This is a genomic window from Roseimaritima sediminicola (assembly GCF_009618275.1).
In the GTDB taxonomy this organism is placed as follows: domain Bacteria; phylum Planctomycetota; class Planctomycetia; order Pirellulales; family Pirellulaceae; genus Roseimaritima; species Roseimaritima sediminicola.
In genome coordinates this window covers 193609-215377 of the sequence record NZ_WIAD01000005.1, presented here as the reverse complement: position 1 = coordinate 215377, position 21769 = coordinate 193609, and the positions used below count along the sequence as shown (strand labels likewise).

General features: G+C 63.8%; 18 protein-coding genes. 12 read left to right on the top strand and 6 right to left on the bottom strand.

The genetic code is table 11. The features are described from left to right. Positions 1-83 precede the first annotated feature (83 nt). The 3 genes from GE027_RS05080 to GE027_RS05070 all read left to right on the top strand — a co-directional run bounded on the left by GE027_RS05080 (position 84) and on the right by GE027_RS05070 (position 4826). A complete protein-coding gene (locus GE027_RS05080) occupies positions 84-833 on the top strand; it encodes an RNA polymerase sigma factor (RefSeq protein ID WP_153556086.1) in 750 nt (249 codons plus the stop codon). 83 nt (positions 834-916) lie between these two features. Continuing rightward, positions 917-3844: a serine/threonine-protein kinase gene (locus tag GE027_RS05075; RefSeq protein ID WP_153556085.1), complete on the top strand. Its 2928-nt coding sequence runs from the start codon at positions 917-919 to the stop codon at positions 3842-3844. A 97-nt stretch (positions 3845-3941) separates the two neighbouring features. Then, positions 3942-4826, top strand: coding sequence for a sugar phosphate isomerase/epimerase family protein (locus tag GE027_RS05070; RefSeq protein ID WP_153556084.1), 885 nt, complete (start codon positions 3942-3944; stop codon positions 4824-4826). 91 nt (positions 4827-4917) lie between these two features. On the opposite strand, the gene GE027_RS05065 is transcribed toward GE027_RS05070, so the two are convergent. Continuing rightward, positions 4918-5220, bottom strand: coding sequence for a DUF167 domain-containing protein (locus GE027_RS05065; RefSeq protein ID WP_153556083.1), 303 nt, complete (start codon positions 5218-5220; stop codon positions 4918-4920). A 149-nt stretch (positions 5221-5369) separates the two neighbouring features. On the opposite strand from GE027_RS05065, the gene GE027_RS05060 reads away from it, so the two are divergent. Together GE027_RS05060 and GE027_RS05055 are read left to right on the top strand one after the other, a co-directional pair. Next, the gene (locus tag GE027_RS05060) at positions 5370-7301 is read left to right on the top strand and encodes a hypothetical protein (RefSeq protein ID WP_153556082.1); all 1932 of its coding nucleotides are present in this window, start codon (positions 5370-5372) and stop codon (positions 7299-7301) included. A 144-nt stretch (positions 7302-7445) separates the two neighbouring features. Beyond that, complete coding sequence (locus GE027_RS05055; RefSeq protein ID WP_153556081.1) at positions 7446-7637, top strand: hypothetical protein; 192 nt, start codon at positions 7446-7448, stop codon at positions 7635-7637. A 205-nt stretch (positions 7638-7842) separates the two neighbouring features. Here the strand turns inward: GE027_RS05055 and GE027_RS05050 are convergent, their stop codons facing one another. Genes GE027_RS05050 through GE027_RS05030 form a run of 5 tightly spaced genes read right to left on the bottom strand, consistent with a single transcriptional unit; the run spans position 7843 to position 14522 of the window. Next, positions 7843-9615 carry a carbohydrate binding domain-containing protein gene (locus GE027_RS05050; RefSeq protein WP_153556080.1) on the bottom strand — a complete coding sequence of 591 codons (1773 nt, stop codon included), beginning with the start codon at positions 9613-9615 and terminating at the stop codon, positions 7843-7845. Then, on the bottom strand, positions 9612-10286 hold the full coding sequence (locus GE027_RS05045; RefSeq protein WP_153556079.1) for a hypothetical protein: 675 nt from the start codon (positions 10284-10286) through the stop codon (positions 9612-9614). The genes GE027_RS05050 and GE027_RS05045 overlap by 4 nt, the downstream gene beginning before the upstream one ends. Then, positions 10280-12379, bottom strand: a complete 2100-nt coding sequence (locus GE027_RS05040) for a PulJ/GspJ family protein (protein WP_153556078.1) — start codon at positions 12377-12379, stop codon at positions 10280-10282. Before GE027_RS05040 ends, GE027_RS05045 begins: the two co-directional genes overlap by 7 nt. Further along, on the bottom strand, positions 12376-12858 hold the full coding sequence (locus tag GE027_RS05035; RefSeq protein WP_153556077.1) for a hypothetical protein: 483 nt from the start codon (positions 12856-12858) through the stop codon (positions 12376-12378). Before GE027_RS05035 ends, GE027_RS05040 begins: the two co-directional genes overlap by 4 nt. After that, positions 12855-14522, bottom strand: a complete 1668-nt coding sequence (locus GE027_RS05030) for an HD-GYP domain-containing protein (protein WP_153556076.1) — start codon at positions 14520-14522, stop codon at positions 12855-12857. The genes GE027_RS05035 and GE027_RS05030 overlap by 4 nt, the downstream gene beginning before the upstream one ends. Before the next feature lie 123 nt (positions 14523-14645). Between GE027_RS05030 and GE027_RS05025 the strand changes: the two genes are divergently transcribed. The 7 genes from GE027_RS05025 (at position 14646) to GE027_RS04995 (ending at position 21769) form a co-directional block, all read left to right on the top strand. Further along, on the top strand, positions 14646-15170 hold the full coding sequence (locus GE027_RS05025; RefSeq protein ID WP_153556075.1) for a type II secretion system protein: 525 nt from the start codon (positions 14646-14648) through the stop codon (positions 15168-15170). Positions 15171-15282: 112 nt separating this feature from the next. Then, on the top strand, positions 15283-15672 hold the full coding sequence (locus tag GE027_RS05020; protein ID WP_162006581.1) for a response regulator: 390 nt from the start codon (positions 15283-15285) through the stop codon (positions 15670-15672). Between the two features lie 10 nt (positions 15673-15682). Then, positions 15683-17143: a sensor histidine kinase gene (locus GE027_RS05015; protein WP_162006580.1), complete on the top strand. Its 1461-nt coding sequence runs from the start codon at positions 15683-15685 to the stop codon at positions 17141-17143. After that, complete coding sequence (locus tag GE027_RS05010) at positions 17143-17478, top strand: STAS domain-containing protein (RefSeq protein WP_153556072.1); 336 nt, start codon at positions 17143-17145, stop codon at positions 17476-17478. Before GE027_RS05015 ends, GE027_RS05010 begins: the two co-directional genes overlap by 1 nt. After that, positions 17475-19229: a GspE/PulE family protein gene (locus GE027_RS05005; protein WP_153556071.1), complete on the top strand. Its 1755-nt coding sequence runs from the start codon at positions 17475-17477 to the stop codon at positions 19227-19229. The genes GE027_RS05010 and GE027_RS05005 overlap by 4 nt, the downstream gene beginning before the upstream one ends. A gap of 26 nt (positions 19230-19255) precedes the next feature. Continuing rightward, complete coding sequence (locus tag GE027_RS05000) at positions 19256-20467, top strand: type II secretion system F family protein (RefSeq protein WP_153556070.1); 1212 nt, start codon at positions 19256-19258, stop codon at positions 20465-20467. 42 nt (positions 20468-20509) lie between these two features. Continuing rightward, complete coding sequence (locus GE027_RS04995) at positions 20510-21769, top strand: type IV pilus biogenesis protein PilM (RefSeq protein ID WP_162006579.1); 1260 nt, start codon at positions 20510-20512, stop codon at positions 21767-21769.

Genomic DNA, 21769 nt, shown 5'->3' with positions numbered 1-21769 from the left:
CCACTTTTCACAGGCTGGAAGCCTATGCCACTATTCACAGGCTGGAAGCCTATGCCACTGGGTTTCGAGGTAGACTGGGGGCTATGAAAGACTTCTCGTTTACTTCCAGCCAGTTGCCGGTTGGGCTGCCGCGGCGGTTTGAATCGACGCGGTGGTCCATCGTCGCCGATGCCCGAGAAGGCACGCCGCTGCGCTCGCGCGCGGCCTTGGAGGAACTGTGTCAGGCTTACTGGTATCCGGTCTACTCCTTCATCCGCCACCGCGGGCTCTCGGCCGAAGAAGCCCTCGATGTGACGCAGTCGTTTTTTGTCCGCGTCGTTGAACAGCGACTGTTCGCTGCCGCCACGCCCGAGCGGGGCCGGTTGCGGTCCTTCCTGCTGAAATCCGCTCAGAATCACCTGATCGGTTACCAGCGCGGCCAACGCGCTAAGAAACGCTCGCCGCCCACTCCCCTGCTCTCCCTGTCGCCCGCAGACTCGGAAAGCCGGTTCCAGCGAGAGCCTGCCGATCATGGCACGCCCGAACGCAACTTCGAGCGGCAGTGGGCACTGACCGTGATCGATCGGGCCATGAACCGGCTGCAGGCCGAACTGAGCGAGAAAGTCGGCACCCCGCACACCGCTCGGCTCATTCAACTGCTGACCGGACAAGCCGGACGCACGCCGCTGGCCCAAGTGGCCGAGGAACTGCAAACCACCGAAGCGGCTCTGAAAGTCCGCATGCACCGGATCCGCGCCCGCTATCGCCAACTGCTGCGGATCGAAGTGGCCGATACGGTCAGCGATCGAGTCGACGTCGATGAAGAACTGAAAAACTTGCTCGACGCCCTGTAACCCGTCCGGCCAGTCGGCGTAGTTAAAGGTGGGCCGCTTTCACTGTCCCCCTTTCGATTCGCTCGCCACGCACAGCCGTCATCATGAGCCAAACCCCGTCACCCGAACCCGATCGATCCGAACAGCCCGATCGACGCGACCGGTCCGACCAAACTCCGCCGCCCGAAGCCACGAATCTCCCCGCGTCGGAAGCACCAGCGCCCGATCCTGCTGCAGCCGATGCTCAAAACGCAGCCGATGCCCAGGAAGCGGCCGACGTACCGGAAGCGGCGGATCCGCCGGCTGCGGCAAACGTTCCGCCAGACGCGGACGCCGCGGCCGAAGCTTCGTCGACCGACCCGCCTGCCGAGACGGCCGTGCATCACTGTCCCCAGTGCGGTGCGGCCCTGCCGCCGGACGCTCCCGCCGGACTGTGCCCACGGTGCCTGCTGCAGCTGGGCTTCGAAAGCCGCACGGAGGACGCCGCGGCGACCGATCCCTACCGGCCGCCCTTCGTCGCTCCGCCACCCGAACATCTCGCCCCGCATTTCCCCCAGCTGGAGATTCTGGAACAGATCGGTCACGGCGGGATGGGCGTGGTCTATCGCGCTCGCCAGAAAAACCTCGACCGCTTGGTCGCGCTGAAAATCCTTCGGCCCGACGTCGATACCGATCCCACCTTTGCCGAACGCTTTACCCGCGAAGCCAGACTACTGGGACGGTTGAACCATGCTCACATCGTCGGCATTCACGACTACGGCAAGAGCGGGCCGCTGTTCTACCTGATCATGGAGCACGTCGATGGCCGGAACCTACGGCAGATCGAACAGACCGGCCAGCTGACCGCGGCCGAAGCGCTCGCCATCGTGCCCCAAATCTGCGAAGCCCTACAGTACGCGCATTCACGCGGCGTGGTCCATCGCGACATCAAACCGGAAAACATCCTGATCGATACCGACGGACAGGTCAAAATCGCCGACTTCGGCCTGGCCAAGCTGACCGAGCTGGGCGACGAGTGGGGTCTGACCGGCCAGTGGCAGGTGATGGGCACGCCGCACTACATGGCGCCCGAGCAGATCGAACGGCCGCTGGAAGTCGATCACCGGGCGGACATCTATTCGCTGGGCGTCGTCCTGTACGAGATGCTCACCGGCGAACTTCCCCTGGGCCGCTTCGGCGCGCCCAGCCGCCGCGCTCGCGTCGATGTGCGGCTGGATGAAGTCGTACTGCGGTCGCTGGAAAAAGAACCGGGGATGCGTTATCAACGCGTCACCGAAGTCCAAACCGACCTGGAGCGGTTGAGCGAACCGAGGGCGACCAGCACAGCCTCGAAAGCCGCTCGGCAGGCCTTCGATACAGGCGGACAGCGGTTCGCGGAAAAGGTTGCCGGGATCAAACGAAGCGTGCGGGCGGCGCTGGCCGCCCCGGGTTCTGCGGCCGGCAAGGCGCTGCTGGCTGCCGGTGTGCTGGAAGTCGGTCTGTCGGCACTGCTGTTGTTGCTCGCTCCGCTGCAAGGACGCGAAACGGGCGCCTTCTTCTACTGGGCGTTAACCGGGGCGATCTACGGCGTGGTGGCGGCGATCAGCGGACTGCTGCTGCACAAACGCGAATACCTGAACGGTGCTCTGGGTGGTCTGGCAATCTGTCTGGTGCCCTGTTCGCTGGCCTGGCTGGTACGCGGGCCACTGGCGCTATGGGGGCTGTGGACGCTGCGGGAGGCGGAGACGCGGGCCAAATTCACTTCGCCGCCTTGGTCGAAATCACAAACCGCTCACAGCCTGGGCATCGTCGCCGAACTGTCCTCGGGGACGGCCAAGGGAGCGACGTCGACGGCGCGCCGCAGCATGGCCGTAGCGGCCGGTCTGGTCGGGCTGCGATCCAGCTTTGCCGCACTGTTGCTGGCCGCCCTCTGGACGGCCCTGTGCGCGGGGTTGCTGTTCGCGGTGCACCTGGGCTGGACCCAGATCTTTCTGCCCCAGCGCTGGGATCTACACGACTTCACGGCCCAGCGAGTCGACAATTCCCTGGGCTTGCCCCGTTTCTCGATCACCGGTATGGGGACGGGCTGGCAACCGGCCCTGCCGCAGCGCCGCGCGGCGGTGATCAAACGCGTGCAATTCGCCGTCTACCCCGATGGCCAGCAGAGCCCTCAGCGGATCAGCATCGACTTGGATCGCGACCAACCGATGGCCTACGACACGACCGCGTCCGGGCTCGCGCCTTTCACTCCCCAAACCCTGGACGCCTGGGTCAGCCGGTATCAGCAGTCCCAAGCGGCTCACCCCGATGATCCGGAGCTGATCGCCCGCCAACGCGACAGCCTGGACAACCTGTACGCTGTGGTTCAACGGTTGCACCAGCACGCCCACCCGGCACCGGACGCGACCGTCGCCATCGCCCGGTGGCTCGACCCGCCCCCGGTCGCCAGCCCCGCCATTGCCAGTTTGCTGAGTCCCGAGTTGTTCCAGCCAGCCAGCGCCGCTCCGCCCAGCGTCTCCTATCGCCGCAGTGAGGGCTCGCTGCTGAGCCTCGGCCTGGGAGGTGTGGTCTGGTTGTTCGGCGTCTTGGGAATCGGCATTCGCGGGTGGCAGTCCTACGCCGTTCTCAAAGGGCGTCGCGACAATCGGGTCAGCCTGGGCCAGATCCTCTTGGTCACCACGGCGTTCTCGGCCGTCCTGTTGGCCGGGGCCAGTTACTTGGCGGTCGAACTTTATCAGCAAGGCTACCTGCAACTGTATGGTTGGTTGGGGGAACCGGAAGCGCAGAGTATTCGCGAGGTCCTGCAGCTGGCGTTGATCGTGTTGGCCGTGGTCGCCGGCTTGGCAGCCTGGGCTGCATCGCGTCCCGCCGCGGCTGGGTCACTGCGTTGGCTGCTGTTGCCGGTGTTCACCGCGACCGCCGTGGGGCTGACCGTCTGGTTCCTGTCCGAACCGCCTTGGTGGAACGACTGGCCCCTGCTGCTGCCGTTCTGGCTGGCCGTACTGGTCGGCTTCTGGATCCTGGTGCGGGGGACTCGGCAGGCGATCCGGTGAGGGCGCATTCTCCATCACTCTCTCGCGACCCGGGAGCGGTGGTAGAATGCTTATCATCCTCATCCTCATCCTCACCCTCCTACAGGAATTCCACCTCATGACTCTGCCTCGTCGACAATTCCTCGCCCACTCTGCCGCTGGCCTCGCTGCCCTATCCGCCCTGCCCTGCTCCGGTGCCGCCGCCGCCGATTCCTCAGCCAGCCGCCTGAAGCTGGGCTTGGTCACTTACAACTGGGGCAAGAACTGGGACCTGCCAACCGTGATCGCCAACTGCGAAGCGACCGGTTTTAAGGGCGTCGAGCTGCGGAGCACCCACAAGCACGGTGTTGAAATCGATCTGGACGCCGCCCAGCGCGCCGCGGTCCGCCAGCGATTTGCCGACAGCGACGTCGAACTGGTCGGTTTGGGCAGTGCCTGCGAATACCACGCGGTCGACCCCGCGGTGCTGCAGAAGAACATCGAAGAAACCAAACAGTTCGTCAAACTGTGCCGGGACGTCGGCGGCAGTGGCGTCAAAGTGCGTCCCAACGGGCTTCCCGCCGAGCGTCCGGTCGAAGCGACGATCGAACAGATCGGCAAATCGCTGAACCAGGTCGGACGCTTTGGCGCCGAGCACGGCGTGCAGATCCGCGTCGAGGTCCATGGCCGCGGCACGTCGGAGATCCACCACATGAAATCCATCATGGACGTCGCCGATCACCCCAACGTCGTCGTCTGCTGGAATTGCAACCCGGCCGACCTGCACGGCGACGGCCTGCAGGCCAACTACCGTTCGCTGCAAGACCGCATGGGCACGATCCATATCCACGACCTTCGCGGCGATCAATATCCCTGGGAAGCATTGTTTGAACTGCTCAAGCAGACCGACGCTCCCGGCTTTACCGGCTGGACGCTGCTGGAGGACGGCCGCGTGCCCGAGGACATCGTCGCCGCGATGAAAGCCAACACGGAGGTGTGGAATACGCTGGCGGGCAGAGGATAGTAGCACGGCCGTCCCCGGCCGTAGGCGGTGTTGCTCTCGGCTGGGACAGCCGAGCTACTGATGGTCGTTCTCGGCTGGGACAGCCGAGCTACTATGGCTCTTGGCCCAGCCGCTGCACGGCGCTGGCTAATGGTTCTAGGTCCGGCCCGTGAACCTGAATGCGTTTGCGGCGCGACGTCTGGCCGCTGGCAATTTCGACGCTGCTGCGCGACACCCCCAGCGACTTGGCCAGCGCTCGCCGGACGGCCGTGTTCGCCTTGCCCTTGTCCGGCGGCTCGGTCACCAACACTTTCAGGGCACCATCGTGAACGCCCCCGATTCGGGGTTTCCGGGCCCGCGGGGTCACATGGACGTAAAACCGCACGCCGGCTTCGCTGATATCGATTTCTATCATTGCGATCAAGGAAAAATAGGCAGCCCAGGCAACCTTTTCCAGGAACAGAATTTTTTCGGTTTGTATGGATTATCTGGCTCGATGGCTCCGATCTTAACAAAGACTCGCTGTGGCCGAATGTCCATCTCCATACCCCGAGTATCAGCCGCGTGCTTTACCGTTTGATTCCCCGCATCGATACCCTCTCGGCGGCGATCGCCGTGCTGGTCGTCGCACTGAGCGTTGCCGTGACGCCTGTTGCGATCGCCCAACAGGGCCCCAAGCAAGTGGCTTGGGACCAAGTGGGTAGGAGTCGGTCGCAGAAGCCGCGGCCGCAGCCTGAAGCCACGCCAGGGCGGGAGACGAATCCGGCGCCGGTGACCACAGTCCCGTCGCCCGCCCCTGCGCCCAGGCGGGCTGCTGCGTCGATTCCGACATCCCGAGCCGCCGCCCCCCGAGCCGCCGCCCCCCGAGCCGCCGCCCCCCGTTCCGCCGCTCACGTCACCGAGCTGCTGCCGGCCGATACCGCCCGGCTGCCCTCGCGGCGTCCCGACCTTCGGCGTCCCGACCTTCGACGGCCCGGCGCGAACCGCCCCCCCACGAGCCTGCCTCCGGTCGTCGCCGCCCCGCAGCTTGCTGTACCGATGCCACACACCGCCGCCCCGGCACCCCCACCGGCGACCTTAGAGGAAGCCGCGCCGGGCAGCGTCTCGCTGGCGAACGCCCAACAAGAAATCCTGCCCCAGCCCATTGCCCTATCGAATCCGCAGCCGCCCGAGAACGTCCACGTGGCGGTCCGGCAGGGCCGCGTCACGATCCAAGCGATCGACGCATCGCTCAGTGGTGTGCTGGCGATGATCGCCGAGGAGAACGGATTGAACATCGTCTCGGGCGACATCGGCGACGAACGCGTCACGCTGAAACTACGCGATGTCGAACTGGACGACGCCTTCCACGCCATTCTGGCCGTCAACGGTTACACCTGGACGCGTCAGCGAAACATCGTCATCGTCTCCTCGCTGAAGCAGGAGGACCAGGACAGCGGAGCGATTCCACTAGGACGCGAAGTCCGCGTGTACAACTTGAACTACGTGCTGGCCGCGGACATCGAGAGTGTGGTCAGCGGACTGCTGTCGCCGGTGGGCAAAGTGTTTGCCAAACAGACCAGCAGCACCGACCAGCGGCAGACCCACGAACAACTGGTGGTCGAAGATCTGCCCGAACACCTGCTGCGGATCGAATCCTATCTCAGCCAGACCGATATCCCGCCGCGGCAGGTTTCGGTCGAAGCGCATGTGTTGCAGGTCAATCTCCGCGACGAACTGCGGCACGGCATCGATTTCAAGAACCTGCTGCGGATCTGTGGCAGCGAGGTTTCGCTGGAATCGCCGGGATTTGCCAGCGACGCCGGACCGACGACCGTGCTGCGCTTTAAGGGCCACGACATGTCGGGGTTGTTGGAAGCGATCAAGACCACGACCGACGCCAAGACCCTGGCTTCGCCCAACGTCACGGTTTTGAACGGCCAGGAAGCTCGCATGCAGGTGGGCGGCCAAATCGGTTACCTGATGACCACCACCACGCAGACCAGCACCCTGCAGAGCGTCAATTTCCTGGACGTGGGAGTGATCTTGAGCGTGACGCCGATCATCACCCAGGACCAACAGGTGCTGTTGCAAGTGCGTCCGCAGGTTTCCACTGGCAATATCAACGCCACGACCCAGTTGCCCGAAAGCGAAACCACCGAAGTCGATACGACGGTCATGCTGGCCGACGGCGAAGGTTTGATCATCGGCGGCCTGATCCAGGAAGTCGACAACGAATCCCAGAACAAATTGCCCGTGCTAGGCAACGTGAAGTACCTGGGACGCTTGTTCCAAAAGCGAACCAAGGAACTGGAACGCAACGAGATCATCATCGCGTTGGTGCCACGCATTGTTCACGACGAGCCGTACCTGCGCGAGATGCGTTCCTCCAAGCTGGAACAGGCCACGACGCGGCTGCTGCATGGACCGCTGCACGAAAACGATCGTCGCCACTGGGAGCCCGAACTGCCCGACGCCAAACGCAACGACTCTCGCAAGGGCCGGCATAAGCGGTAACATCGGTTGCGTCCGCGCGTCCGCGGGGCAGGATCAAAATAGTTCTGGCCCAACCCCCTCGCCGCGTCGTTTGGCAACGTAGGTTTTGACTGCCACGACTAGCAATGTCGATCCTTTCCGGCCAGCCTTCAAGAGAACCGATCGATGGTGAACGATTTGCCGATCCCCGAAGAACTGCTGCACCTGTTGGAAAAGCGCGAACAGGAAGACCGCCGCCGGCGCGAACGCCGCGGTTCGCAATCGGCCAACGACGCCTCCGCGGCCCAGCAACCCGCGGTCGAACGCCGCCGGCAACAGCGCCGCACCACCGCCCGCCGCAGCGACGACAGCGCGTAAAGCAGCCGGTGAGCTTCTCTAGGCTCTGTCTGAAAACCTGGCTGGATGGAATGAACGGCTCACTAGGCACGTCGCAACATTTCATTCGGCTTTACCCTCCCGCTGCGCGGGAGGGTGTTGTCGCGGGGGTTCACCGAAAGATTGATGCCGACGTGCTTAGAACGCCAGGCTCCTAGCGCGTTCGACCCAGGTTTGCTGACCGAGGCTATCGCGACGGCACCGCTTCGGCTCGCCACGATCCGGGCACAGCGGACAGGGTGGTTGCCGTTTCCGAGGCCTGTTGTTGGACAATCGCATCGTCCAATAAGAACGCTTGATTGCTGGTGGTTGTGGCGATCTGCCAGCGGGCATACGTCAGCGGACCGCTCCACCGCGGCTGATGTTCCACTTGCAGGCGTTGCCACTGGGTGGTCGCCTGGGCGGTCTGCACGAAGCGTTGCACGCCGTCGCCCACGCTGTCCGTCTCCAGCGTGATCGTCACGGCTTCGTCGCTGTCGAGCAACCGGATCCAGACTTCGCTGGCCAGCGGCCGGTCGCTGGCGACGCGGCCGGTTACGTCCTGCTGGACACCGCTGGAAGCCGTATCGCGGGCGTCGACCCGCAGACTGGACGCGCCGCTGCGCGCCTCGGGATCGCTGCCCAGGGCGGTGTTGCTGCCCAGTTTGGTCCAGCCTGCGGTCCCGCTTTCCATGTCGCCGTTGCTGAGCAAATTGCCGGGATCGGGAAACGTGGCGTAACCCTGCGGCGGTTTGGCGATCAGCATCGGATCGGCCGCGAGGATGCTGTCGGCGTCGATCCGGATCGTCCCATCGCTGAGCACACAGCCACGGATCTTTTCGGTCCCACGCACGACCGTTTCCGCCGCAACCAGCGGCTGGTCGCTGCGCAGCACATGGAACAGACCGGCCAAAGAAGCCGTATAGACGTCCGTCTGGTCGTCGTCGCTGTCGCCATAGTACGGCACGGCGGCAGGATTGTAATTGACGCCTGCGTCGGCCTCGGCCAACCGCCCGGAGCAGTTTAATACCACGTTGCCGCTGGACTGCGAGCGGCCGTCGACCAACAGGGCGGGATAATCCGGCCGAGCCGGGTGCCAGAGGACATTCGGTCCGATCTCCAGCTCCGCGCCCGCGGCCAGCTCTACCAACAGCGTCCCGGCGATGCGGCAATCGCGAATCGTCAGGGTTTGATTGGCGGCCATTTGAATCAGGTATACCCCGTCGGTACTGGGTGAAACCGTTGCGGCCGGAGGTCCACTGTCGCACACCAATCGACCGGCAATCGTGGGGTTCGAGCCGCCGCCCAGGTCGGCGGTCGTGAGGCTGACCGCCAAGGACTTGTACACCGAGAACACGACGCCACTGGGCATCGTTTTGGCCACGTCCAGGATCGTCGAGGTGCCGACGACGTGGTCGGGAAAATCCACGCTGCCGGCTTCCACATCGCCCAGCAGCTCGCCGCTGGCGATCTGCAACCGGCCGTTGGCGCTGGCCGGTCCCCAGCGCACGTCCGCCGCGGCCTGCACCACCAGGTCGCCGCCGGCGTGGACCGCCGAGCGGAGCACATCCAGGGGACTGCCCGAGGGCCAGGCCAACATGCTGTAAACACGATGGCTGTCGCCCACTTGGCCGTAGCCGTAGATCCGCACCGGATCGTTCTCGCCTTGGGCCAAGTCGCCATCGACGGGATCGGCCAATTGCCAGCGCATCGTGCCGCGTCCCAGCCGCACCGGGTCGCTGTAATTGCCCTCGGAAAGGTCCTGGTAGGCGCGACGCCAATCGTGGTCGTTACCCAGTTTGGTCAGCGCAAATTCGACCGCCGAACGCGCCGTCACGGCCGCCTCGTTCCAGTCGCGTTCCAGCTCCGCCTGCTGTTGCTCCAGTTGCAGCCGCTGGAATCCGGCAAAGGCGATCACCGTCACGATCAACGTGGTGAACAAGACAATCAAATACGTCGAACCGCACCGAGCGTTCCTCACGAATCGTCCTCCACGGTCACTTGATTCAACAGCCCCACGCCGGAACGAACAGGGTGGCTGGCCTTCGAATCGCTCAGCTCCATCTGCACGCTGCGAACGAACGTCGCCCGCACACCGGGCATCTGATCGGCTCCGCCGCGCCGGCTGCGCAGGGCCGTCAAACGGATCGCTTGACCGTCGGGTCCGGTCACGGTCACGACGATGCGTTTTAGATCCGTCGCCACGGCGCTTACCTCGGCCGGATCACTAAGTCTTACGTACCGGACCTCGACACTGCGGCGATAGCCTTCAAAGCCGACCAGCGGCGCACCGTTCTTGTCTTGAACGACGGCGGCCTGCCAGCCGTCGTAGTCGTCGATGTCGTCAAAGCGTCGACGTCCCTCGCCGGTTTCGCCGAATTCCGGCCCGAAGTCCGATTGCGTACGGTCGGGATCGGCAAAGAACACCTGTTCCATTTCGCCCAGCAGGTCGTGGGCCAGCGCCATTTTGACATCCGCCTGAGCGCGCAGGCCGTGGCGGCGAATCAACACGCCGGCCGTCGACATCGAAACGGTCAACAACACGCCCACCAACAACGTCGACAGCGTGACCTCCAGCATACTGAAGCCCGCTCGGCGGCGGCGGCGACCGAATCCCGCGGCGGGTTGTGGCGCCAGCTCGCGCATTACCATTGTGGTTCTCCTCGCGTGCGATAACGTCCGTACAAGTAGAACCGCAGGTCGGCGTCCGTCGATGCGCTCCAGACCGCGCCCTGACCGGGCGACTGCAGCATGCCCGCACCGGCCGCTTCACCCTCGCGGCCGTCGTCGTAGCAGATCAGCACCGCGTCGCTGCCGCCGCCGGCCTCGACGGTCAGACACACGCCGCGGTCGACCCGCAGATCGCCCGAGCCGGCGAACGGAATTTCGAACCACCGATATCGCGTCGCCGAGTACTGGTTTCCAAACGTCGCGGCAGCCGACTGCAGTTCATAAGCGGACGGTCGGCCGTCCAGCGAGGCGCAGAGCAGTTTGAACTGCACCTCGAAGAGCGAGGGCAATTCGGGCCGTTTGACCCGACAGAACAGCCGCGTCAGCCGCCATCCGGTGGCGTTCGCCGGTAGTTTGGGAACCAGGTACTGCCCGACCGAGCGATCGCTGCGTACGCCCCACTCGGCCTCGGTGTCCGAAGGCGTCGCATCCGCCGCCCAGAGCAACGCCCGCCACAGCAACTGTTGGCCCTGCGAGTTCAGAGCGGTGATATCGAATCCGGAACTGCCCCAGGGCAACATCACTCGCCGCGCGGGTGCGGACTGAACCGCGTCATAAGTCAGATAGACCGAGGCGCGTCCGTGGTTGGGGTCGGGGCCAAAGGTTTCACGCCACGGCGCAGGAAATCCCGACCCCGGATCCACGGCCGACAACCGCGCCGTCCCGCCGGAGATGTCGTAGCGAACCCGCACCCCGTCGGGCACGGCGATCGCCAACCAGTAATCGCCCGGCGGCAGCAGCACATCGTCGTCAAACGTCGCGGTCAACCAACCGTCGCTGCCCCATAGTCGCACCACGCGTTCGGTCTGGGCGAGCAAGCGATCCGGTTCGCCTCCGCTGTCGGCATACAAGGCGAATTGCGTCCACCCGGCAAAGGGCAGCCGGAGATTGGCCGTAATGCTGGTGACGCTGGCGTGGGTATCCAAAGTGATCTTCATCGCCACGCAGTCGTCTTTGATGTCCGAGGTTGACGTTCGGTAGGGCAAGGTGCTGGTTTCGCCGGCCGTCACGGCAGACGCGTCCGGGGGCGGCATCAATCGATCGCCGGTTTCCAGTACGCACAGCGCGGGCTGGCCATCGCGAAGGGCCAACACCTTCAAATCCGAGGACCAGCGGTCGGAATCGCCGGTCAGATTCCGCACCGATTGTTGCGCTCGGGCAATTTGAACGGCGTCGCCGGGCAACCAGCCTTCGGTCAGGTAATGCGTGCCGACGGTCGAATCCAGATACGTCTGCGAGGTGCCCCTGCCAACGTCCGCCGTGAACCCCAGTTCGTCGCACAGATGGCTCTCTTCGCAAACGATGCCGAGGGGAGCCATAGTCAGTTTGCGGCCCAGCGTTTTGCTGTTTGTGCTTTCGGAGATAAAGACCACGTCGCTGCGTCCCACGGCATTGTCCAGAGCGGACTGGCTGGCCGACGCGGCGATCGGCTCCACGGCAAACCCCCATTGCTCAAGCAAGTTGGCTTTGCCGGCGTCGGTGGCACGCAGCGCGGAGGGATTGGCCACGACCATCAACACGCGCAGCGGCGCCTGCGGCGGCCGGTCGTCGTGCGACAACAACAGCACCTCGTCGCTTTCGATCTCGGGGTCTTCCAGTTGCGGACCATGCGTGGCGGTCAGATACCGCAGGCTCAGGTTTTGCAAGCCCTCGGCCGTAACGCTTGTCTCGTCCGGCCGGCTGCCAGCGCTGTAGGACAGGGTTCGCGTCAACGAGTGATCGCCAGCGGCGGCCCACTGATACCGAATGCGTTCGGCGTTGCCATCGCCATCGCGGTCCGCGACGGTAAACTCCACGGCGTCACTGGATCGTTCGATAAACGTCTGTGCGACTCGGAGATCCGCCGACATCTGTTCAACGGCGCGGGCCAGCGACGTCGTTTCCTGAACCGGCCCATCGACCAACTGGGACGCTTGGGTCACGATCTGGATCGAAGACATCAACCCCAACATCAACAGGCTGACGATCAGGATCGAAACGCTTAATTCCACCAAGGAAAACGCACTGCGGTTCATGTCTCTACCCGATCACTTCCGGCCCGGAGCGAAACGGTGCGGGTGTTGGCTCCGACCCCGACGGTGATCTGCTGGTCCCGGTCGGCCATCCCATGAATATCGAACGTACAAACGTGCGAGCCGCTCAGCGCCACGCCGTAGGGTTCTGCTGTCAGGTCGACGGAGTACCACGTGGACGGTTCGGCGGGGTCCGCCACCAGACCGGCTTGCCGGGGGTCGGCTACGGCATCGAAGCGGTAGGAGGCACCGCCGGCGGAGAAGAAACGCACGGTCACCGGACGGCTGGTCGTTCGCGCCAGGATCGATCCATAGCGGAGGTCCGCGGCGATCCGTTCGGCTGCGGCATCGATGCGGTACCGGGCCAGCGCGGCGGCATAGCGAGGCTGGGCCGCCGCGGCCAGAATACCCACGACCAAAATGACAAAGGTTAATTCCAGCAGAGAAGCTCCCCGCCGGCCGCCGCGTCGCCGCCGGTTCATGAAGCGTCTCCCAGGGCGCTCAACGCGGCGGTCAACGCATCGCAGGACTCTCCGATACGCGCCCCGTAAAAGGGCGAGGTCCCATCGACCCGTTCGTCGTCCACAACCTTGTCGGGCTGGTGCGCCTGACAGATCTGTTCGATCTCCGGCAGGGCTTCCAGCAATCCTTGCACGGCCGCCGGGTCCCACTGGGTGCCCGCGCCTTCGGTCAGAATCGCGATCGCCTTGGCGTGGGGCATGGCCTTGCGATAGGAACGCGTACTGGTCATCGCATCGAACGAATCGGCCACCGCCAGCACCCGGCCATAAACCGGGATCTGTTGGCCAGCCAAGCCGTGCGGGTATCCCTTGCCATCGTAGGATTCGTGGTGGTGCAGCACTCCGGGCAGGACGTATTCCAGCTGTTTGACGTGCCGCAGGATGGAATAACCGATCTCTGGATGCTGTTTGATCGTTTCGTACTCCGCATCGCTCAACCGTCCGGCTTTGCACAGTACCTGGTCGGGAATTCCGATCTTGCCGATATCGTGCAACAGTCCGGCCATATAAATCCGCTCACACTCCACGGCACTCAAATTCATTTTGCGAGCGATGCGTTGGGCGAACAGAGCCACACGGTCGCTGTGCCCGCAGGTATAGGCATCCTTGGCATCCACCGCGTTGATCAAGGCTCGAACCACGCCCAGCAACAGGTCTTCGCGTTCGCAGAACAATTGCGAGTTGCGTGCGTGCGTGCCCAGCATCACCGCCGCAGCATTGACGATGCCGGCTTCGAACGTGCCGAACTCCCACCCGTTCAAACAGCTGGCGTTCACGCGCAGGTCGGTGGCACCGGTTCCGATGACCGCTCGATTGGCAACCAACAACCAACCGAACTCGGTTCCCGACCGCGAAATCCGCACGAGAATAAAGTTACGCATGCCAAAGGTGGCACCGCTGGCCGCTAGCGGTTCGGTAGCGTTGCAAACGAAGGGCTGTCCGAGAGGGATGGGACAGGCGGTCAATAGATCTTGAAAACGATCCAGGTCGATCGGCAGGTCGCCCAGCCGATAGGCACAGACGAACGCGTCTTGGGCATCGGTTCCTGTGGGTTGGATCAGGGCGATCGTTTCGGCATTAATCAATTCGCGCAGCGGCGGCAGGATCGCCTCGCAAACCGTCTGCATATCGCTTTTCAGATCGCAGGCTTCGATGTGTTCGGCCAGCCGTCGCAGCCAAGCCAACTCTTCAAAGTCGTTGGTGACCTGGTCGGCGTATTCGACCAAACAACTGCGTGATTCCTGTAATTCCAGCGTCTGCTCGGCCTGCAGGTGAGCGCTCTCGGCCAACTCCTGTGACAACTGCAAACGCTGTCGATCGCTGTGTCCGGCGATCAGCACAAAGTCGCTGGCCCCCACCGGCAATACCTGCACAACCAGATCCCCGCCCCCCTCGACGGGTTCGCAAACACATCCTCCGGTGATGCCGCCGCGAGCGACCAAACGATGCATCTGTTCTTTCAGCGACGACGGCGCCGCTTCGGCGTGCCCGACCAATTCCTGCAAACCTTCGGAGCCCAGGTACCAGACCGTAAACGACGCATCGAAACGCTGATTGAGGTTCAATCGCGTCTGATTAATAAGCGTCAATTGTTGTCCGGACAGGATGGGATAACAGGTACTCATGGAGGGGCCTCGATAGACAGGTCGTTACAACCGGGCTGCCCCCAAACATAGCTCACCATGACTGGACGGAGATTTTTTAAAACAAGTTTGCCCGGTGTCTGACCGCAACCTAGGTTTCGGCGAATGCAAGCAAGAACGCTTGAACACGTTAGAGCATTTGATTACCGGCCATCGAGGCGGAGCGGGCGGTATCAAACACAACACATCTCACTTCTTGGAGTTCGGGGACAAATGTCAGTAACTGGAAAGCAAACCCAAAGTTCGAAGCGTCGCGGTTTTACGCTGGTAGAGTTGGTCGTGGTTGTACTGATTGTGGGCATCATGGCGGCCGTCGCAGCACCGCGGATGTTCAACACCGCTGACAACGCTCGCGACAGCAGCACGCGTCAATCTTTGACGGTCGTGCGCGACGCCATCCAAATGTACTTCGCACAAAACGAAGAGTATCCCCCGGCGGCGACGCTCGCCACGGCTCTGGAACCCTACCTGAACGGCCCCTTCCCGACCTGCCAAACCGGCAACGTCAGCGCCGCGGTCCGAGCGGCTGCCAGCGAAGTCGCCTTGGCTCCCGATGGCAATGATGGCTGGGCCTATCACGAGGCCAGCGGCCGGTTCGTCGTCAATCATGCCGACGGCTCCGACTGGTAACTCGAACCGCCGCCCACAGCGTTCTCATGCACGACACCAAGACATCGCGGGGCTACGGTGTCTTGGTGTTTCCCGTCATTTCCATCTTCTCGACTGAGCCATGGAGGCACCCATGAATCCCAAACATGTATTGGTCGCCGAAGACAACCGTGTGCTGTCCGACGTGCTGCGTTTCAATCTCCAGCGCGCCGGCTTCGAGGTCGCTGTGGCGCGAGATGGCCTGCAAGCGATGGCAGAACTGCGGGGCAGCCAGTTCGATCTGTTGATCACCGATTTCCAAATGCCTGGTGCCAATGGCGAACAACTGTGCCAGTTCGTCCGCCAGGACCTGGGCGACGCTTCGTTGCCGATCCTGATCTGTTCGGCCAAGGGGCTGGAACTGGATGCGGAACAGATGCGCAAGCGTTACCAGGTTGAACACATCATCTACAAGCCGTTCAGCATGCGTGAGATCGTCAAACTGGCGAACGCCGCTGTGGACGGCTGTCCCACCGCCTCTTGACCACTGCCCCATGTCGCAATCCTCCGATCTCTCGCTGGCCCAACGGTTGGTCGAACGTCATTTGGCGTTCGGCCTGGCCTGTGTGTTGGCCGGAACCCTGGCCATTCAATTCTCCTTGCAAGACCACTCCCACCGCGTGGCGACCGTCGCCGTCGCCGTGCCCTTGGCGGTCCTGTTGTTGGGTGGCTGGATGCTGCGCAGTGTGGCCCGCGTGCCGGGCACGATCGAAGCCCAACTGCGGACCCTGGGCGACGCCAGCCAGAACGGCTCCCCCGCGACCGACGCCCTCCAGCCGCTGTGCGAAGCCGGTTCGGTGGCCGCCGGCTGGAACAACCTGCTCGAGCGAATCGGGCGTTCGGATCGTGCCGACGCGTTGGCCACGCGGCTGGCTACCGCGTTCCGCGACGCCAATGGGGGACGTTGGCAAGCCGCTTTCGAACACCTGCCCGAAGGCATCGCCATCACCAACCCCAGCGGCGACATCGAAGCGGTCAACCCGGCCCTCAGCCATGTCTTGGGACTGGATCCGGGCCGCGATTTGAGCGGGGAACGCCTCGCCGAGTTGCTCCAGCAGTGGGCGGGATCCACCGACAACCCAATCCTGCAACAACTGGTTCACTCCGCCAGCAAGGTCACGGGCGAGCTGCGCCGCGGAGCGACCACGGCCGACGGCGTACTGCGGGTCGCCCGGGTGCCGCTGTGCGATGACAACGGCGCCGCAGCGCCCGCCGGACTGGTGTGGATGATCCGCGATACCACCCAGCAACGCCTGAGCGAAGAGATGCGAAACGAATTCGTGTTCACCGCCACGCACGAGCTGCGCACGCCTCTGGCCAACATCAAAGCCTATGCCGAAACCCTGACGCTCGATGCCGACATCGATATCGAAAAGCAGAAAGGGTTCTTCAATATCATCAATGCCGAAGCCACGCGGCTGGCTCGATTTATCGACGAACTGCTGGACGTCAGCCAGATGGAATCGGGCGCGATGGGAGCCACCCGTCACGAAACGGATCTGGAACGTCTGCTGCAGGAAGTCCTGGAGAACGTCAAACCCCAGGCCCGGCAAAAGCAACTGGTCGTCGAGAGCGTGTTGCCGCCGAAACTGCCGAAGTTGCAGGCGGACAAAGACAAACTGGCCGCGGCCCTGGTCAACCTGCTGGGCAACGCCATCAAATACACGCCCGAAGGCGGCGAGGTGCGGCTGAAGGTCGAACAGGACAAACAGCAAGTCCACGTCCACGTCGAAGACACCGGGATCGGCATCGCCGCCGAAGAGCTGTCGCGCATCGGCGAAAAGTTCTACCGCTGTCACGACTCCCGCATCCAGGACATTCCCGGCAGCGGACTGGGCGTGGCCTTTGCCCAGCAAGTCGCTCGCCTGCACGGCGGCAAACTGAGTATTGAAAGCGTGCTGAACGAAGGCTCGCGGTTCACGCTGTCGCTGCCGGCCCCGACGGAGCAAAACTGATGCTGGACGTCAAGCAACAGGGAACCGTGTGGCTGTTGGCCGCCAACCAACCGTTGACCGCCGAAAGTATCGAGACGCTGAACCAGCGGATCGAACCGTGCTTTGCCGCCGCGCCGCCCAAGATGGTGCTGGACCTGCAACAGGTGCCCCTGCTGGACAGCGCGGCCCTGGAATGGATCTGGGACGTGCGTCGCCGCTGCGACGCCTGCGGTGGTGCGTTCGAGCTGGCCGCGCCGACCACCCTTTGCCGCGAGATCCTGCAGGCCACGCGGATGACCGACCATTTCGTGGTGTTTGATAACGTGGTGTCGGCCGCGGGGAGTTTCGCACAATGACCACCACCCACGCGACACCGCTCGCACCGTCCGCACCGGCCGCGATTCCGCCGGCGTTCGCCGCCCCGCGGGTCCCGCTGGGCGAACGCTTGGTTCAGGCCGGGGCGCTCAGCAGCGACGAATTGTCCGCGGCCCTGAACCAGCATTCTCAAAAGAACACCAAGCTGGGCGAAACCCTGCTGGAACTGGGCTTCGTCGACGAGAGCACGCTGCTGCGCGTGCTGGGACAACAGTGCGGCGTGCCGGCAGCTCGCCTGCGCGACGGACTGGTCGACCCGGCCGTGGTCCGGCTGCTGCCGCGGGCCAAAGCCCAACAGTTGTGCGCGCTGGTCATGTTCCGTGTCCACGGCACCCTGACGGTGGCCATGGCCGACCCACGGAACCTGCGTCACATCGACGAAATCGAACGCCTGACCGGGCTCCGCGTGGCCCCGGTGTTGGCGCTGCGGGCGGCGATCGAAAACGCGATTCCGCGATGCTACGAAGACGATTTCGCGGTCGACGCGATCAGTGCGGACATGTCGCCCGATGCGGTCGAAGTCCAGAACGACACGGTCGACATCGACTTGGGCGACATCGAATCGTTGGCCGATGGCAGCCCCATCGTCAACCTCGTGAACTTTGTGATCGTCAACGCCCTGCGTCAGAAGGCCAGCGACATCCACGTCGAACCGGGCCATCGCTGCACCACGGTGCGACTGCGCGTCGACGGCCAGTTGCGCGAGGTGCTGCGGCCCCGACGCGACTTCCATGCGGCTCTGGTTTCGCGGCTGAAGGTGATGGCCAAACTGGATATCGCCGAGCACCGCTTGCCGCAGGACGGCCGCATCCACGTCCTGGTCGAAGGCCGCGAAATCGACCTCCGCGTCTCCACGCTGCCCACCATCCTGGGCGAAAAGGTCGTGATGCGGGTGCTGGACCGCAAGAACGTGACGTTCAATCTGGACGAACTGGGCGTGCCCGCACCGCTGCTGCAGACGACCAAAAAGATGTTGGCGCGGCCGCACGGATTGATTCTCGTCACCGGACCGACGGGCAGCGGCAAAACCACCACGCTGTACTCGGCCCTGGAATTGATCAAATCCGTACACCGTAACATCGTCACGGTCGAAGACCCGGTCGAATACCAGCTGGAACAGATCAACCAGGTGCCCGTGGGAGCGTCCAAGGCGATGTCCTTTCCCTCGGCCCTGCGGTCCATCCTTCGCCAAGACCCCGACGTGATCATGGTGGGCGAGATCCGCGATGCGGAAACCGCCACCGTCGCCATCCAAGCCGCCCTCACCGGCCACCTGGTGCTCAGCACGCTGCACACCAACGACAGCATCAGCGCGGTAACGCGACTGGCCGACATGGGCGTCGAACCATTCAAGATCGCCGCGGCCCTGGTCGGCGTGATCGCCCAACGGCTGGTACGCACGATCTGTCCCAAGTGCAAAACCACCCACTACGCGGGCGCCGAACTGTTGGCTTCGATCGGTTACACCGGCGACGCCCGCCGCCCGTTCACCCGCGGTGAGGGCTGCCGACAGTGCTACGACACCGGCTACCAGGGACGACTGGGGATCTACGAAATCCTTTCGGTGGATCGACGGATGCGGCAGATGATCGGCCGCCGAGCGGAACTGGACGAGCTCCGCGCCTGTCACCTGGACCAAGGTGGCACGCTGCTGATGGATGAAGGTCTGCGGATGGCCGAAGCCGGTCGCACCAGCCTGGAGGAGATCATGCGCGTCGCCCACTTCGAATAGAACACGGTCACACGCTCTCTGGCATCATGCAATTTCAATACACCGCCAAACAACGCACCGGCGCGTCGGTCACCGCCAAACTAGAAGCGGAAAGCCTGCCCGCAGCCCGCCAGCAACTGCGCCGTGACGGGTTATTGGTCGTCAACATCCAAGCCGTCCAAGACCTGGCCGCCGGCAACACCGCCAAACCGCGTTCGGGACGCGGCATCAAACGCACCGACCTGCTGATGATGTTGTCTCAGTTGAACATCATGTGCCAGGCCGGCGTCGATATCGCCGAAGCCATCAAGAACGTGGCGGACAACATCACCAACCTGGCCTTTCGCAAGGTCTTGCGCGAAGTACACGAGGACATCTCGGCCGGCGTCTCATTCAGCGAAGCGCTGTCGCGTCACCCGCATGTGTTCGACCGCACCCTGGTCGCGGGCGTGGCCGCTGGCGAGCAATCCGGCAGCATCAATGCAGTCCTGAAACGATTGACCGAACTGGTCCGCGGCGACATCCGCTTGCGAGCCGCCGTCTGGTCGATGCTGATGTACCCGATCGTCCTGTGCGCGGTGACGGTCCTGGTGCTGATCGCTCTGGTGTTTTTTATCCTGCCGCAGTTCTCCAAAGTCTTCGACGACCTGGGCCGCCCGGCACCACCGATCACCCGGGTGATGCTGGATTTCGGACAGATCGTCAACGAACATCGACTGTTGGTACTGGGTACTGCGGTGGCCTTGGCGACGGCGGTTACTCTGCTGCGAAACACCCGAATGGTGGGCCGCCTGCTGGACCACGTCAGTTTAAATTTCGCGGTGGTTCGCCATGCCACTCGGCCGCTGCTGACCGGTCGTTGCTTTCGCCTGTTGGGTTCGATGCTGTCGACCGGCGTGCCCTTGATCGATGGGATTCGGCTGTGTCGTGATTCGGTTCATAACCGGCTGTTCCGAGACCTGTTTGAGAAACTGGAAAGCGATGTTCTGAACGGCGAAGGCATGGGCAAACCGCTGCGCGAGGCCAAGTACCTGCCGGCCGGCGCCGCGCAGATGGTGGCCACGGCCGAACGCAGCGGCAATCTGGGCGAGGTGCTGCAAAGCGTGGGGCAGTACTACGAAGAAGAGGGCGAGCAGAACATCCGCGACCTGGTGAAAGTCCTGGAACCGGCGGTGATTGTGGTTTTGGGAGTCATTGTTGCCGGCGTCATCCTCTCGGTTGTCCTACCCTTGTTAGACGTGTCCTCTACACCGCACTAATTTCCTTTGCGCTCCAGCGGACGCAAACACCGGAGCCACATGATGAGTCTCGTATCGTCCCTCACCGAGGCGTTTTCCGAAACGTCGCACCGACTGCCGCGGCTGCGCGGCGGAGGGGCTTCGTCGCATCCATCACCTGCCCCGACCGCTGGCCTTCCCCGGCCGCGGAACCGCTTTCCCCGAGCCTGGAACCTGCGCCCGGCCGGCTACGGCTACATCGGGATCGAAATCGGCTCCCAAACCATCCAGATCGCTCAACAGATCCGTGGCAGCGGCCGGAGCCAGCCGAGTGCTCAGTGGCAGCTGTCCTGGGCCGGCGGCCAGAACGATCCAGACCTGCAGGGTGCCCGTGACCTGCAGGGTTTGGATGCGGCCCTGGATCAATTGCTCACCCAGTGGCCTCGCTTGCGGTCGATGTTCCGCGGCAACCGGGTCGCGTTGACCTTGCCCCCGCACCTGCTGCCTCTGCGGCAGTTCGAAATCCCGGCCGGCAGCCCAACAGAGATGCGGGCGATGGTGCGAGACGAATTGAGCGACGAACTGGGATTCGGCAAACCGTTTACGTTTGCCTTCTGGAACTGCAAACCCGCCACCGGCGATCTGGCCGAAGTGACGGTGGTCGCGGCCGATTACGAAATCTCCCAGCGCGTCACCGAGCGTTTGCTCGAGTGCGGCCTGGAATGCCGCGTGTTGGCCTGTTTGCCCACGGTCTTGGCGCGGGCGGTACAGCGGGTGAGCCGCCGGGCGAGCGATACCTTCCGCCGGGCGAGCGATACCTTGTCGGCGGAACCGGCGGCGGTCCTGCACATCGATGACCACGCCGCTCAGATCGTCTTTTGCCAACAAGGTCGACCGGGGTTCTGCCGCTCCCTGGGCGACTGTGGCCTGGCTCCGCTGCACCGGTTGCTAAGCCAGCATCTGCAGTTGACGGCCGAAGAAAGTCAGCTGTTGCTCGGGGAAGTGGGTCTGGGACCGGAACCCACGTCGCCGCGAGGCCGTTCGCTCCTCACCGGCCTGGTCGCCCCCGCCCTGGAAAGATTGCTGGAGGAAATCCAGCGGACCCTGGGCTATGCCTCGGCGCAGTACCCCGATCAGTTTCCCAAACGCCTGTGGATCACCGGCGGCGGCGCCGAGGTTCGCTCCCTGGACCGCTTTCTGGCTCCGCAGCTCTCGCTGGACGTTTGTGCCGCCGGCCACAGCGGCGCTCCGACCCCAGAGCCGGCCACGCAGCCGTCTGCCGGACACCCGGCCCTGTTCGCGGCCGCTCGCCAGTTGTCCGATAGTTTCTGGGAGCCGCTGTGA

Bases quoted from the DNA above. Each gene is read 5' to 3' on its own strand.
- GE027_RS04995 (WP_162006579.1), top strand. From the start codon at position 20,510: ATGAGTCTCGTATCGTCCCTCACCGAGGCGTTTTCCGAAACGTCGCAC.
- GE027_RS05065 (WP_153556083.1), bottom strand. From the start codon at position 5,220: ATGATAGAAATCGATATCAGCGAAGCCGGCGTGCGGTTTTACGTCCAT.
- GE027_RS05035 (WP_153556077.1), bottom strand. From the start codon at position 12,858: ATGAACCGGCGGCGACGCGGCGGCCGGCGGGGAGCTTCTCTGCTGGAA.
- GE027_RS05075 (WP_153556085.1), top strand. From the start codon at position 917: ATGAGCCAAACCCCGTCACCCGAACCCGATCGATCCGAACAGCCCGAT.
- GE027_RS05025 (WP_153556075.1), top strand. From the start codon at position 14,646: ATGCAAGCAAGAACGCTTGAACACGTTAGAGCATTTGATTACCGGCCA.
- GE027_RS05080 (WP_153556086.1), top strand. From the start codon at position 84: ATGAAAGACTTCTCGTTTACTTCCAGCCAGTTGCCGGTTGGGCTGCCG.
- GE027_RS05055 (WP_153556081.1), top strand. From the start codon at position 7,446: ATGGTGAACGATTTGCCGATCCCCGAAGAACTGCTGCACCTGTTGGAA.
- GE027_RS05015 (WP_162006580.1), top strand. From the start codon at position 15,683: ATGTCGCAATCCTCCGATCTCTCGCTGGCCCAACGGTTGGTCGAACGT.
- GE027_RS05020 (WP_162006581.1), top strand. From the start codon at position 15,283: ATGAATCCCAAACATGTATTGGTCGCCGAAGACAACCGTGTGCTGTCC.
- GE027_RS05040 (WP_153556078.1), bottom strand. From the start codon at position 12,379: ATGAACCGCAGTGCGTTTTCCTTGGTGGAATTAAGCGTTTCGATCCTG.
- GE027_RS05070 (WP_153556084.1), top strand. From the start codon at position 3,942: ATGACTCTGCCTCGTCGACAATTCCTCGCCCACTCTGCCGCTGGCCTC.
- GE027_RS05005 (WP_153556071.1), top strand. From the start codon at position 17,475: ATGACCACCACCCACGCGACACCGCTCGCACCGTCCGCACCGGCCGCG.
- GE027_RS05000 (WP_153556070.1), top strand. From the start codon at position 19,256: ATGCAATTTCAATACACCGCCAAACAACGCACCGGCGCGTCGGTCACC.
- GE027_RS05010 (WP_153556072.1), top strand. From the start codon at position 17,143: ATGCTGGACGTCAAGCAACAGGGAACCGTGTGGCTGTTGGCCGCCAAC.
- GE027_RS05045 (WP_153556079.1), bottom strand. From the start codon at position 10,286: ATGGTAATGCGCGAGCTGGCGCCACAACCCGCCGCGGGATTCGGTCGC.
- GE027_RS05030 (WP_153556076.1), bottom strand. From the start codon at position 14,522: ATGAGTACCTGTTATCCCATCCTGTCCGGACAACAATTGACGCTTATT.